The organism is Serratia entomophila, from assembly GCF_021462285.1.
In the GTDB taxonomy this organism is placed as follows: Bacteria; Pseudomonadota; Gammaproteobacteria; order Enterobacterales; family Enterobacteriaceae; genus Serratia; species Serratia entomophila.
This window is the reverse complement of the sequence record NZ_CP082787.1, coordinates 921,580-938,040: the sequence shown is the minus strand read 5'-3', so window position 1 is coordinate 938,040 and position 16,461 is coordinate 921,580. Positions and strand designations below refer to the sequence as shown.

Annotated in this window: 18 protein-coding genes; 5 read left to right on the top strand and 13 right to left on the bottom strand. The window is 59.8% G+C overall.

The window, feature by feature from the left end:
• The first annotated feature begins 38 nt into the window (after window positions 1-38).
• Window positions 39-563 (top strand): cytochrome b561, encoded by a 525-nt coding sequence (gene cybB, locus KHA73_RS04360; RefSeq protein WP_234591185.1) that lies wholly within the window; start codon window positions 39-41, stop codon window positions 561-563.
• A gap of 277 nt (window positions 564-840) precedes the next feature.
• Here cybB and KHA73_RS04355 read toward each other — a convergent pair whose 3' ends face one another.
• Entirely contained in the window at window positions 841-1,059 is a 219-nt protein-coding gene (locus tag KHA73_RS04355; RefSeq protein WP_234589312.1) for a TM2 domain-containing protein, read from the bottom strand.
• A 253-nt stretch (window positions 1,060-1,312) separates the two neighbouring features.
• On the opposite strand from KHA73_RS04355, the gene KHA73_RS04350 reads away from it, so the two are divergent.
• Window positions 1,313-2,011, top strand: a complete 699-nt coding sequence (locus KHA73_RS04350) for an RluA family pseudouridine synthase (RefSeq protein WP_234589310.1) — start codon at window positions 1,313-1,315, stop codon at window positions 2,009-2,011.
• A gap of 48 nt (window positions 2,012-2,059) precedes the next feature.
• Here the strand turns inward: KHA73_RS04350 and KHA73_RS04345 are convergent, their stop codons facing one another.
• The 6 genes from KHA73_RS04345 to gpt all read right to left on the bottom strand — a co-directional run bounded on the left by KHA73_RS04345 (window position 2,060) and on the right by gpt (window position 7,636).
• Window positions 2,060-2,599, bottom strand: coding sequence for a DUF2058 domain-containing protein (locus KHA73_RS04345; protein WP_234589308.1), 540 nt, complete (start codon window positions 2,597-2,599; stop codon window positions 2,060-2,062).
• Between the two features lie 247 nt (window positions 2,600-2,846).
• The gene (proA, locus tag KHA73_RS04340) at window positions 2,847-4,100 is read right to left on the bottom strand and encodes a glutamate-5-semialdehyde dehydrogenase (RefSeq protein ID WP_234589307.1); all 1,254 of its coding nucleotides are present in this window, start codon (window positions 4,098-4,100) and stop codon (window positions 2,847-2,849) included.
• A 9-nt stretch (window positions 4,101-4,109) separates the two neighbouring features.
• On the bottom strand, window positions 4,110-5,213 hold the full coding sequence (gene proB, locus KHA73_RS04335) for a glutamate 5-kinase (protein WP_015376738.1): 1,104 nt from the start codon (window positions 5,211-5,213) through the stop codon (window positions 4,110-4,112).
• A 113-nt stretch (window positions 5,214-5,326) separates the two neighbouring features.
• A complete protein-coding gene (crl, locus tag KHA73_RS04330; RefSeq protein ID WP_234589306.1) occupies window positions 5,327-5,728 on the bottom strand; it encodes a sigma factor-binding protein Crl in 402 nt (133 codons plus the stop codon).
• 60 nt (window positions 5,729-5,788) lie between these two features.
• Window positions 5,789-7,036, bottom strand: a complete 1,248-nt coding sequence (gene frsA / locus KHA73_RS04325) for an esterase FrsA (RefSeq protein WP_234589305.1) — start codon at window positions 7,034-7,036, stop codon at window positions 5,789-5,791.
• A 141-nt stretch (window positions 7,037-7,177) separates the two neighbouring features.
• Entirely contained in the window at window positions 7,178-7,636 is a 459-nt protein-coding gene (gpt, locus tag KHA73_RS04320) for a xanthine phosphoribosyltransferase (protein ID WP_234589297.1), read from the bottom strand.
• A 335-nt stretch (window positions 7,637-7,971) separates the two neighbouring features.
• Between gpt and pepD the strand changes: the two genes are divergently transcribed.
• Window positions 7,972-9,432 carry a beta-Ala-His dipeptidase gene (gene pepD, locus KHA73_RS04315; RefSeq protein WP_234589277.1) on the top strand — a complete coding sequence of 487 codons (1,461 nt, stop codon included), beginning with the start codon at window positions 7,972-7,974 and terminating at the stop codon, window positions 9,430-9,432.
• Window positions 9,433-10,334: 902 nt separating this feature from the next.
• Here pepD and dinB read toward each other — a convergent pair.
• Window positions 10,335-11,396: a DNA polymerase IV gene (gene dinB, locus KHA73_RS04310; RefSeq protein WP_234589276.1), complete on the bottom strand. Its 1,062-nt coding sequence runs from the start codon at window positions 11,394-11,396 to the stop codon at window positions 10,335-10,337.
• Between the two features lie 176 nt (window positions 11,397-11,572).
• Between dinB and KHA73_RS04305 the strand changes: the two genes are divergently transcribed.
• Window positions 11,573-12,469, top strand: a complete 897-nt coding sequence (locus KHA73_RS04305) for a glycerophosphodiester phosphodiesterase family protein (protein WP_234589274.1) — start codon at window positions 11,573-11,575, stop codon at window positions 12,467-12,469.
• A 67-nt stretch (window positions 12,470-12,536) separates the two neighbouring features.
• Here KHA73_RS04305 and KHA73_RS04300 read toward each other — a convergent pair whose 3' ends face one another.
• Together KHA73_RS04300 and KHA73_RS04295 are read right to left on the bottom strand one after the other, a co-directional pair.
• Window positions 12,537-12,956 carry a putative T6SS immunity periplasmic lipoprotein gene (locus tag KHA73_RS04300; RefSeq protein ID WP_234589273.1) on the bottom strand — a complete coding sequence of 140 codons (420 nt, stop codon included), beginning with the start codon at window positions 12,954-12,956 and terminating at the stop codon, window positions 12,537-12,539.
• A gap of 4 nt (window positions 12,957-12,960) precedes the next feature.
• On the bottom strand, window positions 12,961-13,494 hold the full coding sequence (locus KHA73_RS04295; protein ID WP_234589272.1) for a type IV secretion protein Rhs: 534 nt from the start codon (window positions 13,492-13,494) through the stop codon (window positions 12,961-12,963).
• A 216-nt stretch (window positions 13,495-13,710) separates the two neighbouring features.
• Here KHA73_RS04295 and KHA73_RS04290 point away from each other — a divergent pair, with 216 nt between their 5' ends.
• Complete coding sequence (locus KHA73_RS04290; protein WP_234589271.1) at window positions 13,711-13,932, top strand: hypothetical protein; 222 nt, start codon at window positions 13,711-13,713, stop codon at window positions 13,930-13,932.
• A 25-nt stretch (window positions 13,933-13,957) separates the two neighbouring features.
• On the opposite strand, the gene nqrM is transcribed toward KHA73_RS04290, so the two are convergent.
• From nqrM to nqrF, 3 genes are read right to left on the bottom strand one after another with little or no spacing between them, the layout of a single operon-like run.
• Window positions 13,958-14,185, bottom strand: coding sequence for a (Na+)-NQR maturation NqrM (gene nqrM, locus KHA73_RS04285; protein WP_234589267.1), 228 nt, complete (start codon window positions 14,183-14,185; stop codon window positions 13,958-13,960).
• A gap of 7 nt (window positions 14,186-14,192) precedes the next feature.
• Complete coding sequence (locus KHA73_RS04280; RefSeq protein WP_234589264.1) at window positions 14,193-15,224, bottom strand: FAD:protein FMN transferase; 1,032 nt, start codon at window positions 15,222-15,224, stop codon at window positions 14,193-14,195.
• The gene (nqrF, locus tag KHA73_RS04275) at window positions 15,225-16,448 is read right to left on the bottom strand and encodes an NADH:ubiquinone reductase (Na(+)-transporting) subunit F (protein ID WP_234589263.1); all 1,224 of its coding nucleotides are present in this window, start codon (window positions 16,446-16,448) and stop codon (window positions 15,225-15,227) included. It lies immediately after the preceding gene.
• Between the last annotated feature and the right edge of the window lie 13 nt (window positions 16,449-16,461).

Genomic DNA, 16,461 nt, shown 5'->3' with positions numbered 1-16,461 from the left:
ATTTAACATCAAAAGGTAACCCGGTGCAGAACACTTATATGCCGATGCAGATCCGTCTGCACTGGCTGGTTGCGATCCTGTTGGTCATCACCTGCACCGCCATTGAACTGCGCGGCTTTGCCGAGCCGGGTACCGCGCTGTGGTACACGCTGGTCGTCACCCACTTCAGCTGCGGAGTCACGGTGTTCGTATTGATGCTCGCACGCCTGTTGCTGCGCTGGCGCCACACCGCCCCCGCCATCACGCCCAAACCGCCGAAATGGCAAACCGGCATGGCGCATCTGGTGCATGCCCTCATCTACCTGCTGTTGCTGACGCTGCCGGTGCTGGGCGTGTATTCGCGCTACCTGGGCGGCAAGGAGTGGTTCCTGTTCGGCCTGCCGATGCCCTTTGCCGACGTGGCGGATCGGCCGCAGGCGCGGATGATTATCGGCTGGCACAAGACGCTGGCGTCGTTCGGCTATTGGCTGATTGGCCTGCACGCCGCCGCCGCGCTGTTCCATCATTACATCGTTAAGGACAATGCGCTGGTGCGCATGCTGCCGCGGCTGAAGAAGCGCTGAGGCGCGATGTGATCTATGAGCAAGGCTGAAACCCGCTTTGTTCATCATCCTTCCAAGCCAGCTAACGCCACGATTAATTAATGCTGGCCAACGCCCCAAAAATAAAAAAAGAATAAAATATATTCAAAGGCCAAGGATATTTTATTGAATCACACCAAACAGATATATGTAACCATAAAGACTACATAGATATCTTCAGCAGAATAATGATGATCAAGCCATAACGACAAAGAAATACGCCGCTTCCTTTAGGAAAAGGCAGCGGCGCAAGAAGACGTTAAATCAACCCAGGATTATATTTCTGGTTGAACTTGTCTTCCGACAGGAAGAGATAGTAGATACCTTCAATAAAGCCGATAACAGACGGGATCCCCGTCCAGCAGAATACCAGATAGAACAGCCCCCACCACTTCATGCCCAGATAAAATTTGTGAATGCCCAGCCCCCCCAGGAAGATGGCCAACAGGGCCGCAGCGAGCTTGTCTTTTCTGCTCATATCATACTTCTCCTTTCTTGCACCGAACCACCGGCATGACCAAATGCAGCGCCACAGATAGCCGCACTGCAACACAGGCTTGCGCAGCAGCGGCAAATACCCGCGCTCGCAACGCCAAATCAGCTTAATGATAGCAGCAGATAAGTAAACGGCTGTTTAACCGGCAAAAGGCTTTCGCGGGCTGAAGGCCCCGGATTCGTCAGCCGGCCGAAAATTGGTTATTATCCGCTCCCACTCTTCACCCGGCAGCCTGATGTCTACGATTTTCGATACCTTTATCGCCCCGCCGTGCCATGACCAGATAGAAATCCTCTATCAGGACGAGCACCTGGCGCTTATCAATAAACCCGCCGGGCTGCTTAGCCTTTCGGGGAAAAATCCGCAAAATCTGGATTCGGTGCATCACCGGCTGGTGCAGACATTCCCCGGCTGCACCCTGGTGCACCGCCTGGATTTCGGCACTTCCGGCCTGATGGTGATTGCCCGCAATAGGGCTATCAATGCCGCCCTTTGCCGGCAGTTCAGCCAACGCACGGTGACCAAAGTGTACAGCGCGCTGCTGTGCGGGCACGTGGGCGACAACGAAGGGATGATAGACGCCGCGATCGCCAAAGACCCGGCGCTGTTTCCGCTGATGTCGATTTGCGCCCTGCGCGGCAAGCCCGCGCGCTCACGCTATCGGGTGGTCGAGCGCTTTTACCATGAACTGGCGGATGGGGGATTACTGCCGTTGACGCGGGTACGGCTAACCCCGGAAACCGGGCGCACGCATCAACTGCGCATCCATTGCCAGCAGCTGGGCCACCCGATTTGGGGCTGTGACCTGTATGGCGGCCGCCTGCCGCCAGGCACCGAACGCACCCCGCGCCTGATGCTGCACGCCAGTGAGCTGCACTTTGTTCACCCCATCAGCGAAGAGTGGGTAAAAGCCCAGCATGCAAGCCCGTTCTGAGAGCGGCAGCCGCGCCTCGGGCCGCCACGAAGGCGCCCGAGGCGCGGGTTACCACATCAAATCATCGGGCACTTTAAAGTCGGCATAAGGATCGTCTTCATCCTGCTCTTCCTGACTCAGCGCGCTGTTTAACACGATACTGCCCGCATCCCGCTGCGCAATTTTATCGGCGACGCTCGCCGGGATGATGGCATATTGGCTTTCGCCGCCGTTATCCATCACCAAACGGGCAATGGCCAGGCGGCCGCTGATCAGCTGGGCCTGCGTCGGCTTATCCACAACGATTTTTTTAATTAAATTGTTGTCTGTGAAGTTAAAACCAATATCGCCTTTTGAAATGTCGATTCTGTTCATTTCAATCAGCTGCTTCACCTGCGCTTTATATTCTTTGGATAACGCGGCTTGTTTTTGCTGCTCGTTCAGCTGCTTATCACGCTCGAGCTGGGCTTTTTTATTTTCTTCCACCGCCTCTCTGGCCTCACGCGCCTGGACGCGTGACTTTTTCGCCGTTCTTTGAACCTTGGCCACTTTTTTGCTGGTCACTAAACCCGCTTTTAGCATCTGCTCTTGTAAGGTGAGTTTTGTCATCTTCGCTTCTGAACCCGTTGAATAATTGGTGGGACTATACCTGCAATTTTTGAGGCTGCGCCATGCAGCTTGCGTTTGCAAGAGTCTATCAGAGGCTGGCCGGCCCCGCTCGCTGGATTGAGCCACTCCGGCAATTGGGGCTATCAGGTGCCGATGCCCATCAACGCCGGCCCACCCGTCACAACCGCCAGAAACAATCAGGGCGCAGCAAGCTGCGCCCTGACATCGTCAATACCGCAACGCGGCCTTAGCTGCGCACCAAATCATCGCCGTAACCGATCCACTTGTAGGTGGTCAATGCATCCAGGCCCATCGGGCCGCGGGCGTGCAGCTTCTGGGTGCTCACCGCCACTTCGGCGCCCAGGCCGAACTGGCCGCCGTCGGTGAAGCGGGTGCTGGCGTTCACGTACACCGCCGAGGAGTCCACCGCACGCACGAAGTGCTCGGCGCTGCTCAGCGAGCGGGTGAGGATCGCATCGGAGTGGCTGGTGCCGTGGGTGCGGATGTGGTCGATGGCCCGATCGATGTCATCCACCAGCAGCACGTTCAGATCCAGCGAAAGCCATTCGTCGTCGTAATCTTCCGCGTTCACCGGCACTACCGTCGCCGGGCCATCCTGCAGCAGCGGCAAGGCGTTTTCGGCCGCGTGCAGCGTCACGCCCGCCGCCGCCATGCGCGCGCTCAGCGCCGGCAGAAACTGTTCGGCGATGCTGCGGTTCACCAGCAGCGTTTCCAGCGAGTTGCAGGCGCTTGGGCGCTGGATTTTGGCGTTTTCGATCACCGCCAGCGCCTTGTCGAAATCGACGCTGTCGTCCACATAGGTATGGCAAACGCCGATGCCGCCGGTGATCACCGGAATGGTCGACTGCTCGCGGCACAGCTTGTGCAGGCCGGCGCCGCCGCGCGGGATCAGCATGTCGACGTAACGGTCCAGCCGCAGCAGTTCGTTCACCAGCGCGCGGTCCGGGCTGTCGATCGCCTGCACCGCCGCCGCCGGCAGGCCGCACTGTTCCAGCGCCTGCTGGATCACTTTCACCGTCGCCTGGTTGGTGTGGTGGGTTTCCTTACCGCCGCGCAGGATCACCGCGTTGCCGGTCTTCAGACACAGGCTGGCGACGTCGATGGTGACGTTCGGCCGCGCCTCGTAAATCACGCCGATCACCCCGAGCGGCACCCGGCGGCGTTCCAGCTTCAGCCCGCTGTCCAGCAGGCTGCCGTCCAATACGTGGCCGACCGGATCGTTCAGGCGGCACACCTGGCGCACGTCGTTGGCGATCGCCGCCAGCCGCGCCGGGGTCAGCAGCAGGCGATCGAGCAGCGCCTCGCTCATGCCGGTGGCGCGCGCCTGCGCCATGTCCCGTTCGTTGGCCAGCAGGATAGCTTCGCTGTTGGCTTCCAGCATGTCGGCCATCACCGACAGCACCTGGTTCTTCTTCGCCGTGCTCAGCACCGCCAGTTGCCAGGAGGCCTGCTTGGCGGCCTTCCCCATCTGCTCGAGCATGCTCACTCCTTAACTGACAATCATGTCGTCGCGGTGCACTGCCACCGGACCGTATTCGTAACCGAGGATCTCGCTGATTTCCTGCGAGTGGTGCCCGGCTATCATGCGCATCGCGTCGCTGTTATAGCGGCTGACGCCGTGCGCCAGGTCGCGCCCCGCCAGGTTGCGGATGCGGATCACTTCGCCGCGCGAGAAGTCGCCCTTCACTTCGCGGATGCCCTTCGGCAGCAGCGAGCTGCCGCGCGCCATCATCGCCTCCACCGCACCGTCGTCGACGGTGATCTCGCCGGCCGGCGGCGCGCCGAAGATCCAGCGCTTGCGGTTTTCCAGCGGGGTTTCCAGCGCATGGAAGCGGGTGCCCACCGGCTTGCCTTCAATCACGTCCGCCACCACGCCCGGCTTGCTGCCGGCGGCGATCACCACGTCGATGCCGGCGCGGCAGGCCACGTCGGCCGCCTGCAGCTTGGTGCCCATGCCGCCGGTGCCCAGCCCGGAGACGCTGTCGCCGGCGATGGCGCGCAGCGCGTCGTCGATGCCGTGCACTTCACGGATCAGTTCGGCCTGCGGGTTGTTGCGCGGATCGGCGGTGTAGAGGCCCTGCTGATCGGTCAGCAGCAGCAGTTTGTCGGCCCCGGCCAGAATGGCCGCCAGCGCCGACAGGTTGTCATTGTCGCCCACTTTGATTTCCGCGGTGGCGACGGCGTCGTTCTCATTGATTACCGGCACGATGCGGTTGTCCAGCAATGCCGTCATGGTGTCGCGCGCGTTGAGGAAGCGTTCGCGGTCTTCCAGATCGGCGCGCGTCAGCAGCATCTGCCCGACGTGAATGCCGTAAATGGAAAACAGCTGCTCCCACAGCTGGATCAATCGGCTCTGCCCAACCGCCGCCAGCAGCTGCTTGGAGGCGATGGTGGCGGGAAGCTCGGGGTAGCCCAGGTGCTCGCGGCCGGCGGCAATCGCGCCGGAGGTGACGATAACGATGCGGTGGCCCGCTGCATGCTGTTGTGCGCACTGGCGCACCAGTTCGACAATGTGGGCGCGGTTCAGGCGCAACGATCCGCCGGTCAACACGCTGGTGCCCAATTTCACAACCAATGTCTGGCTGCCGTTCATAGTATTTCTGCCGTGTAGATGAGAATGAGGATGCAAAGGACTTTGTAACAGGAGAGACGCGTTATGCCAACAGGCACAACGCGAAATCAGCACAATACTGTGGTCAAACGGGGTCAGGCGGAGAGTTTGATCAGTTTTTCTTTGAAATCGGCGGCGGGTTCCAGCGCCAGTTCCATGGTCGCCAGCAGCTCGCCCAGGCGGCGATGGAAATCGCGCAGCGTGGTTTCCAGCTTGGTTTTTACTTCAGCATCCTTAATCTTTTCCGCCGTCCACTGCCCTTCTTTGTCGAACAGGCCAAACTGGTAGGAATAGGTAAAGCGCGCCTCATCCGCCTGCAGCTCCATCCACCAGCCCCAGAACTCGCGCTTCTCAGGAACGGGCTTTACATTGACGCAGACGGCTAAACAATCAAAGAAAAAACGGTCGTTCTCACATTGCCCTTCACGCAGGTACGGCCCCAAGCTGGCGAAGCGTTTCATTAGTCGGCTTTTAGGGTGACCACTCGGTAACGTCATTCTCTAACCTCCTCAATGTAGACCACTCTTTTTAACAAACTGTTAAAATTTAGCAACTAATTAACGCATTTTATCTTTTAGCCAACTGGACATCTGCAGCAACGCCTTGTGGAAACCGTCGTAAACCGGCGTGCGCGGAATGGCCAGCAGTTTACCGCGCAGCGAGGAAGAGGCGATCAGCTGCGATTCCTCTTTCGGGCTGAGCGGATCGCGCTCCCAGTAGCCGGAAAGCATCGGCGTCGGGCAGCGGCGGCCCAGCAACCCCTGGGTTTTCAGCGAGTAGCTGTTCAGCTCCACCTTCAGCACGTTGTCGGAGGCGTTGGCCATCCCCATCCGGCTGGCCAGCACATCCATATACATGTCCGGCACGTTCTGCTGGGTGCCGCCGTCGCACAGCAGGCGATGCACCACCGGCCCCAGGCAGGCCACGCCGCGCAGCCGCTGCGGCTCCAGGTAGGCCAGCCGCACCGCCACGTTGGCGCCGAAGCGGAAGCCGAAGGCGGTGACCCGCTGGTGGTCCACCCAGGCCACCGAGGCCAGCTGAATCAGCACCTGCTGATGCAGGTAGCTGGAGTCCTGCGTCAGCTTCCATTTGCAGGAGGAGCCGATCGAGGGCATGTCGAGGGTCAGCATGGCGATGCCGTGCGGCGCCAGGTATTCACGGAACAGCCGGTGATAGTCGGTCTGCAGGGTGTCCAGGCTGCCGCACATCAGCACCGTCGGGAACGGCGCCTCGCCCTTGGCCGGCAGGTGCAGAAAGCCGGTGACGCTGCCGCCGCCTTCGATGCGGAACTCCAGCTCTTTCAGCTGATACGGCAACAGCAGCGCCGCTTCTTCATAGGCCCGGTTGGCCAGCATTTCCGCCTGCTCGGCCAGCTCGTCGCCCTTCAGGTGCGGGTAGCCGGCGATGCTGTAAAAGTTGACCGCCTTCAGCCAATACTGGCCGCCGATCAGCGGATCCTGCTGCTCCAGCGCGCGTTGTTGCCACTGCATGCCCTGGTGGATCCACTCGTAGATCCAGTTGCCGTTGCGGTAGCCCACCACGGTATCGAGGTGCTGCGGCTTGCTGCGTTCGGCGTCCGAGGCGGCGATGCGCGCCAGCACTTCGTTGATTTCGATCGGGCTGACGCCGCGCCAGGCCCACAGCAGCGGGTTCAGCATGCGGTACCAGTTGCCGGTGGTGTCGCCTTCCAGCGCGGAGTGCAGATCGGCGCTCACTTTATTGCGCGCGCGCAGCACCAGCGTAGAGGTTTCGGGGTGTTTGAATGAGGGTTTGAACAGGATTTCAGAAAGGTTGGCCTGTGCCATGGTAACAACAGCCTCCGTAAATCTGGCCGTAGGCCGCAAACAGCCTACTTAACTGGAGGTAGTGTACCTAACTCTGTCTCAAGAAACCAAAATAACGAAAACGCCCGGCATAACCGGGCGTTTTACGGGAGCGAGCTGGGATTAACGGCCGCCGATCGGCGGCACGAAGGTCACCGCCATATCCCACGGCTGTTCGATCCAGGTGTCCTGCGGGATGTCGACCACGTAGTCGTCCACCAGCGGGCGGCCCGCCGGCTTGGCGAAGATGGTGACGAAATGGGCTTTCGGGTACATCTCGCGGATCGCTTTCGCGGTGCCGCCGGTATCCACCAGGTCGTCCACCACGATGAAGCCTTCGCCGTCGCCTTCAGCGCGCTTGAGCACCTTCATTTCGCGTTGGTTGTCATGGTCATAGCTGGAAATGCAGACGGTATCCACGTGGCGGATGCCCAGTTCGCGCGCCAGCAAGGCCGCCGGCACCAGGCCGCCGCGGCTTACGGCAATAATGCCCGTCCATTGGTCAGCAGGCAGCAGGCGATGCGCCAGCTTGCGCGCTTGCATTTGCAACATGTCCCAGGTAACAACGTATTTTTCGCTCATAGAATGGTGTCCCAGCCAGCAGTGGTGTGGCTTACTCAGTAATCAGGGGAAAAAAGGTTGCGCGAGATTATAGAGACTGGCTGCGCCGAATACCAGTTGTACCGAGGAAATCATAAGTATTTCCTCTGGCGCGGATACTGGTGATTGATGCTGTAAAAGTGAACAAGTTCGCGGCAAAGCCGTGTGATCAAGCGCTTAAACCGCACAATAGGGTGCGCGCACCCGCTGAAATAAAGTGATATTCTCTGGGGATCGTGCCGCCGCGCACAGATGCCCACTTACCCTAACCGCACGGTATCGCCGCCCCGCCGGAATGCCGTTACAGGAGACTTATAGTGTCTGAATTGTCTCAACTTTCGCCACAGCCGCTGTGGGATATTTTTGCCAAGATCTGCTCTATTCCGCACCCTTCTTATCATGAAGAAGCGCTGGCGCAGCACATCCTCGACTGGGCGAAAGAGAAAAACCTGCACGCCGAGCGCGACCAGGTCGGCAACATCCTGCTGCGCAAACCCGCGACCAAGGGCATGGAAAACCGCAAGCCGGTGGCCCTGCAGGCGCACCTGGACATGGTGCCGCAGAAGAATAACGACACCGTGCACGACTTCACCAAGGATCCGATCCAGCCGTACATCGCCGGCGAGTGGATCAAGGCGCGCGGCACCACCCTGGGCGCCGACAACGGCATCGGCATGGCGTCCGCGCTGGCGGTGCTGGCCGACGACAGCGTCGAGCACGGCCCGCTGGAGGTGCTGCTGACCATGACCGAAGAAGCCGGCATGGACGGCGCGTTCGGCCTGCAACCCAACTGGCTGCAGGCGGACATTCTGATCAACACCGATTCCGAAGAGGAAGGCGAAATCTATATGGGTTGCGCCGGCGGTATTGACTTCATCACCAGCCTGCCGCTGCAGCGTGAAGCGGTGCCGGCCGGTTACCAAACCCTGAAGCTGACCCTGAAAGGCCTGAAGGGCGGCCACTCCGGCGCGGAAATCCACGTCGGCCTGGGCAACGCCAACAAGCTGCTGGCGCGCTTCCTGTTCGCCCATGCCAACGCACTGAACCTGCGCGTGCTGGATCTGAACGGCGGCACCCTGCGCAACGCCATCCCGCGTGAGGCTTCGGCGATCGTCGCCGTGCCGGCCGGCAAAGCCGACGCGCTGAAAGCGCTGAGCCAGGAATACCTGGCGACCCTGCAGAACGAGCTTGCCGCCAAAGAGAAGAACATCACCGTATTGCTGGAGCCAACCGACAGCAGCGCGCAGGCGCTGACCGCCGACAGCCAGCAACGTTTCCTGGCGCTGCTGAACGGCACGCCGAACGGCGTGATCCGCATGAGCGACGCGGTGAAAGGCGTGGTGGAGACCTCGCTGAACGTCGGCGTGGTCACCACCAGCGAGAACGAAGCGGAAATCATCTGCCTGATCCGTTCGCTGATCGACAGCGGCAAAGACTACGTGGTCGAGATGCTGACCGCGCTGGGCCAGCTGGCCGGCGCCAGAGTGGCGCCGAAGGGCGGTTACCCGGGCTGGCAGCCGGACGCAGCCTCACCGGTGATGAAGCTGGTGCGCGAAATTTACCAGGACCTGTTCAACAAGACGCCGAACATCATGGTGATCCACGCCGGTCTGGAATGCGGCCTGTTCAAAAAGCCGTACCCGAACATGGACATGGTATCGATCGGCCCAACCATCACCGGCCCGCATTCGCCGGATGAGCAGGTGCATATCGAAAGCGTCGGCCTGTACTGGAAGCTGCTGACCGCGCTGCTGAAAGCGATCCCCGAACGCGCCTAATCGCCGCGTAACGTAAAAAGGCCGGCGTTTCGCCTAATGCCGGTCAGTTAAGCCTGACTGGCATTTTTTTATCCAATCTCTGTACGCTCTGCGCAGGATGAATTGCCGTAAATACCCTGCATTTCTCTGCTACCGCAATGAACGGCAATTGGAGGGGCCGAAGGCGCGGCCCCTCCACCCGCGCCCTCGCTTAACACCGTCTGTCCTGCGGGAATTACTCGGCCCGTCCTGGGCCTCGCCCCTTCGGGGCCGCTGCAAGCAGCGTTCAAATCTGCTCCCGGCAGATTTGTCCTCGCTGCACCCGCGTTGTCGGGCGGGTCGGCTACGACAAACGTCCCTGTTAGTCTCGCCTCAACCGGCCTTCCCTGGCCGGTTGCCCCTGACAACGCCGTTTTGCTCGGCAGCCGATGATGCGCGCCCAAGGTCAACACCCGAATCTGCCGCCACCGGGCAATTTGTCCCCTCAGTTTGATATTGCGTTCTGGAAGGCAGTGAAAATAGTGAGATGAGCAGGGTGTTGGGCGCCCTTGAAGACGCCGAACGCAGGAGCGGCGCATAGGCGAAACCGCCAGGGACGGCGGTTTCAGGCGAGACAGGCAGGGACGCCTGTCGTAGCCGGCCGTGATGCGCTGTGACGGAGGGACAAATCTGTCAGGAACAGATTTGAACGCTGCTTGCAGCGGCCCCGAAGGGGCGAGGCCCAAGGATGGGCCGAGTAACGTTGACGCAGCCAACCGGCTGATTGGGCAAGGGCGCGGGTTGCAAGGGGCCGCGCCTACGGCCCCTTGCTCGGTCGAGGCGCGTGAGTCTCATGGTGCATCTCACCTTTATCGACCGAAAACTTCACCAACACCCTCAGAAATACGTTAACTGACCAGCACTAGGCATCTCGCCGGCCTTTTTCATTCCCATGGCAGCAGCAGCTGTCGCTCCAGCTGCGGATCCAGCAGCGTCACGTGCAGCCCCACCAGCCGCACGCCGCGCCCTTCCCGGCGCTCGCGCCACGCCTGCCGCGCCACCTCCAGCAAATCCTGCCGATTCAGCACCGGGAAAACGTGCTCCTGGGTGGTTTGCTGAAAATCCTGAAACTTCAGCTTCACTCCCTGGCGGGCGATATGCAGGTCCGGCTTCACCTTGCGCAGCCGCAGCTCCAGTTCGGGGTAGAGTTTATCGACAATCAGCGCCTCGCACTCTTCCCAGTCGTGGATGTCCTCCGCCAGCGTGCGCTCCACCCCTACCGACTTACGCAACCGCTCAGAGGAAACCTCGCGCAGGTCAATGCCCTGGCAGCGTTCCCACAGCACCCGGCCAAACTTGCCGAAGCGCTTGAGCAGCAGCGCCAGATCGTACTGCTGCACGTCGGCGCAGGTGATTAACCCCACCTCTTCCAGCCGCTTGGCGGTCACCTTGCCGACGCCGGGGATCTTGCTCAGCGGCAGCTGCTGTAAAAACGCCGGCACCTGCGCCGGCGTGATCACATACTGCCCGTTCGGCTTGTTCAGCTCGGAGGCGATCTTGGCGAGGAATTTGATCGGCGCAATGCCGGCCGAGGCGGTGAGGTTCAGTTCGTCGGCGATCGCCTGGCGGATTTCCTGGGCGATCAGGGTTGCCGATCCGTTGCACTGGCGGCTGTCGGTCACGTCCAGATAGGCTTCATCCAATGACAGCGGCTCGATCAGCGGGGTGTAGCGGGCGAAGATCTCGCGGATGTGCAGCGAAGCTTCCTTGTAGGCCGCCATGCGGCCCGGCAGCAGGGTGAGATGCGGGCACAGTTTGAGCGCCATCGCCGTCGACATGGCGCTGTGTACCCCGTAGCGGCGCGCGGGGTAGTTGGCGGTGCTGATCACCCCGCGCCGATCGGCGCTGCCGCCAATCGCCAGCGGAATATCGCGCAGGCTGGGATCGTCGCGCATTTCCACCGCCGCGAAGAAGCAGTCCATATCGACATGAATGATTTTACGCATCGCACCCTCCAATAACACTGTATAAGTATACAGCCAGTTATCGAAAGCTCAAGGCTCGGTTGGCTCGGGGAAAACACCGTTTTCGGCAGATATTTCCGCGTTGTTAAAAAAGCTTAATTTTTCAATAGTATGATTTCCGCAGCTTCGCCATTCGCTTCCTCATAAAGGTATCCCGCATGATCAGGTTTTCCCATTTGCTGTTGGCCTCCGCGCTGTCGCTCTGCTCGCTGGCCGCAGGCGCCGCTGCCGGCCATGCGCCGGCGATTATCGCCCACCGTGGCGGCACCGCCGACGCGCCGGAAAATACCCGCATCGCCATTGAAACCGCGCTGAAAAACGGCGCCGACGCCATCTGGATCACCCTGCAGCAGTCCAAAGACGGCGTCATCGTGCTGTACCGCCCTTCGGATCTGAAGGCCTTGACCAATCAGCAGGGGCCGGTTTCCGCCTACACCGCCGAGCAGTTGGCCAGGGCTGACGCCGGCTGGTCGTTCGCCAAAGGCGAGGCTCATCCGTTCCGCGGCCAGGGCATCGGCATTCCGCGGCTCGACGAGGTGCTGCAGGCCTTCCCGCGCGTCACCTTCTATCTGGACATCAAATCGCCGGACGCCGACCCGGCGCAGTTCGGCAAAGCGCTGCTGGCGACGCTGCAGGATACCGATAGCCTGAACCGCACCCGCGTCTACTCCACCGACGCCAACTACCTGCAGGCGCTGCCGTCGCAGATCAAACGCTTCGAGAACCGCGACCAAACCCGCAGCCTGCTGGCCAATATCACCATGGCGCACCAGTGCGACGTTAAGCCGGATGCCCAGCAGCCGCGTTGGTACGGGCTGGAGCTGAAGCGCGAAGTGGAGGTGGTGGAGAAATATACCCTGGGCGAAGGGCGCTCCAGGGCGTTTCTGACCTGGGATAAGGAATCGATGGACTGCTTCCGTTCGCAAGGCCCGGCGCACATCATTCTGTTCGGCGTCAATTCGCCGCAGGAGTACCAGCAGGCGCTGGCGCTGGGCGCCGATGGGGTGATGGTCAACTCGCCGGCCGCGGCGAAAAGCTTCCGCAAGGCGAAATAAACCATCGGCTAACGGCATAAGGCGGTTCGACAAACCCACTTTATGCCTGCCCGACTTTCAACGTCCGTTAGTGAGCAGGAACCACCTGGATGATGCCATTTTCATTGTGCGCACTAAACCCAGCACCAAATAGCCGGGCGGCAGGTTCAATGCCTTTACGTCGTTTCTCCCGCGACAACAGCGTCACCGATACCCCGTAAGACTTCCCGTCTTCGAATTTATAGTTATCGTCGATAATGCACGTAACCGCTGTGACCACGGGCATCTCGTTATCCGCGAAGTTCTTGCCGAAGATAGCGTTGGCGTTGCCGATTTCTTCGATAATGACGCCGGCCAACCGCTCATCCCCTTCCGGCTGAACCCGCACACAAACGTGGTTATCAACGACAGTGACGCTGGCCGCATAGTTCTTTGGCCTCGGATCGTTCATATGCATACAGCCGGCGAGCAGCAAAGTCAGCGTTCCAGCCAAAATAATGCGGTTCATCCTGTTACCTCTGCTTAAAAAACTGAGAAAGCGCATATTCGTATTTTCTGGCGATCGCTTTATCCGTTACGCCCTGAAAATTCACGCCATTGTTAATCGCGCCCAGCCAGATAGTGTAACCATACTTCTTCAGGAACCAATAATCAGCGATGATTGAAGCCTGTTGTTCCATGGAGTAGTTATGCAACAGCTGTTTACCATCGAGTCGATATTTGTATTCGGCAGCCCAACTCAATAGCCCTCGGGTTCTCACCCACATACCTTTTTGGTACTGCCAGACATGGCTCATTTCGTGGATAAATACATGCTGGAAACCTGCGGCGGCCGTGAAAAAATCAGCCTTATACAAGGCTTGTCTAAACCAGACTTCTCCGTTGGGCGCCATCGCCGTTCTGCTGGCTTGCAGTCCAAACGGCAGATAGCTATCGCAGTGGACAAACACCTTCTCATAGAAAACTGAACTGCCAAACACCGAACGGGCCAAATTAATTTCACCCACCGTTAACGCCCGTTTTATCCCTTCTTGTTGTTGTCCCATCCTGGAACTCCCTGAATCCAAAAGAAACCTAATGAGACGATATTTTCACCAACCGAGTCAACAGACTAACCTACTGAGAATTATCAGGAAGATCCGAATAATTCTAAAATGAGAGATGTATCGACCTTACGATTTAATCCTCAGTAAGATTAAAGATTACAATGGGCGTTTTAGCGATTTCTTTAAATCAAAAGAAGTCTGGTTCTGGCAGGTGATATGAAACGGATAGCAGCAATTATTGCCGGTGCGATAATAGGTATCGGCCTCATGCTCCTGGCTTTTCCTTTTCTCTCAGACTGGATTATTGGCCACGTTGAGGGCGAGGATCAGATGTCGGCTAACTTCGAGTTGCTGACGATTAGCCTGGTGTTGTGCTGTTGCGTGGGTGGTGTACTCGGCAACTTGGCCTATTCAAAATCAAATAGCCCCCCCAAATAAAAACCCGGCCAAGGCCGGGCTTTCGCTACAGAATGCGGTGCTTGTCCAACTGCTCGCGCCGCAGCGCCGCTTTGGCTTCGCGCTTCTTGCGCGCGTCGCAGGGCTCCGGACAGTCGCAAACCTTGTCCATCCCCAGCGCGGTGATGCCGCCGCAGCTGCCCTGCAGGCTCTTGCGTTTAAACACGTAGCCCAGCGACATGCCGCCGATAACCAGCAGAAACAACGCGAAGGTGGCGACAAATACCGTCAGCATAGCGGCCTCACGAACGCTTTTTCAGATAGGGCTTGAAGGCGTCGGAATAGCGCTCTTCAAAGCCGTCGGTGGTTTTCACTATCATGAAGACCGGGATCCCCAGCAGGTTGGCCAGTGCCATGCCGCGCTCCGGCCCCAGCACGTTCAGCCCGGTGGACAGGCCGTCGGCGGTCATGCAGGTTGGGCTGAGCACGGTGATCGACACCAGCCGGTGATGGATCGGCCGGCCGGTGATCGGATCGATAGTGTGCGAGTAGCGCACGCCGTCCTGCTCGAAGTAGTTGCGGTAATCCCCCGAGGTGGCGATCGACATCTCGCCCGGCTGGATCACCAGCTGCGCCCGTTGCTGCGCGCCGGCGGCCGGCCGCTCGATGGCGATGCGCCAGGGTTTTTGTTCGCCGTTGTGCCCGCGGGTGCGCACCTCGCCGCCGATATCCACCATGTAGTTTTTAACCCGCTGCGACTGCAGATACCCGGCAATCACGTCCACGCCGTAGCCTTTGGCGATCGACGAGAGATCGACATACAGTTCGGGAATGCTTTTCACCAGCGCATTGCCCCGCACCGACAGCTTGTCGGCGCCGGTCCAGGCGCGCCGCTGTTCCAGTGCGGCGGCGCTCGGCACCTTGTCCGGCCGCCCTTCCGGGCCAAAGCCCCACAGGTTGACCAGCGGCCCGACGGTCACGTCCAGCGCGCCGTCGGTCACCCGATTGATGCGCAGCGCCTCCAGCACCACCTCGGCGGTGGCCGGCGAAACCGGGAAAGGCTCATCCACTGCGCGGCTGGCGTTGAAGCGGCTCAGCTCGGAATCCGGCCGGTAGGTGGACATCTGATCGTTCACCTGCTCCAGTCGCCTGTCGATCTCCGCCTGCATCTCCCGCGCCGACGGCGTACCGTCGCCGGTCACATAGCGAATCGAATACGCGGTGCCCATGGTTTTGCCTTCCAGGTTCACCTGCTCCGGCCCGCAGCCGGTCAGCAGCAGGGTGGCGCCAAGCGCCACCGCCGCCAGCCAACCTTTCATCATCAATGCGCGCATTTAGCCACCAAAGTCATCCAGCATGATGTTTTCGTCCTCGACGCCCAGATCTTTCAGCATCTTGATCACCGCGGCGTTCATCATCGGCGGCCCGCACATATAGAACTCGCAGTCTTCAGGCGCCGGATGGTTGCGCAAATAGTTCTCCAGCAGAACATTATGAATAAAGCCGGTATAACCGGTCCAGTTATCCTCAGGCTGCGGATCGGACAGCGCCACGTGCCAGGTGAAGTTGTCATTCTCCGCCTGCAGCTGGTTGAAGTCATCCTCGTAGAACATTTCACGCAGCGAACGCGCGCCGTACCAGAAGGTGATCTTGCGCTTCGAGCTCAGGCGCTTCAGCTGATCGAAGATGTGCGAGCGCATCGGCGCCATGCCGGCGCCGCCGCCGATGAAGATCATTTCGGCGTCGGTGTCCTTGGCGAAGAACTCGCCGAACGGCCCGGAGATGGTCACCTTGTCGCCGGCCTTCAGCGACCATATATACGAAGACATGATACCCGGCGGCACCTCCGGGTTGTTCGGCGGCGGCGTGGCGATGCGCACGTTGAGCATGATGATGCCTTTTTCGTCCGGGTAGTTGGCCATCGAGTAGGCGCGCACCGTAGTGTCGGCAACCACCGAGCGGTAGCGGAACAGGTTGAACCTGTCCCAGTCGCCGCGGTACTCCTGCGGCACCTCGAAGCCGGCGTAGCTGACGTCGTGGGCCGGCGCTTCGATCTGGATAAACCCGCCGGCGCGGAACGGCACGTCTTCGCCGTCGGGGATTTTCAGCTTCAGCTCTTTGATAAAGGTGGCTTTGTTATCGTTGGAGATAACCTCGCACTCCCACTTCTTCACGCCGAAGATCTCTTCCGGCAGCTCGATTTTCAGGTTCTGCTTCACGTTCACCTGGCAAGCCAGGCGGCAGCCCTCTTTCGCTTCGCGCTTGTTGATGTGCGAAAGCTCGGTCGGCAGGATGTCGCCGCCGCCCTCTTTGATCACCACCCGGCACTGGCCGCAGGAGCCGCCGCCGCCGCAGGCCGAGGACACGAAGATCCCCTGGCTGGAGAGCATGTTGAGCAGCTTGTCGCCCGCCGGCGCGCTGAAGCTTTTATCCAGACTGCCGTTGATTTCCACCGCGATGTCGCCGGTGTTCACCAGCTTCGATTTGGCGAACAAAATCAGCAGTACCAGCACCATCACGATGCCGGTAAACATTGCCACGCCTAAAATAATTTCCATAAATTCTTCCCGC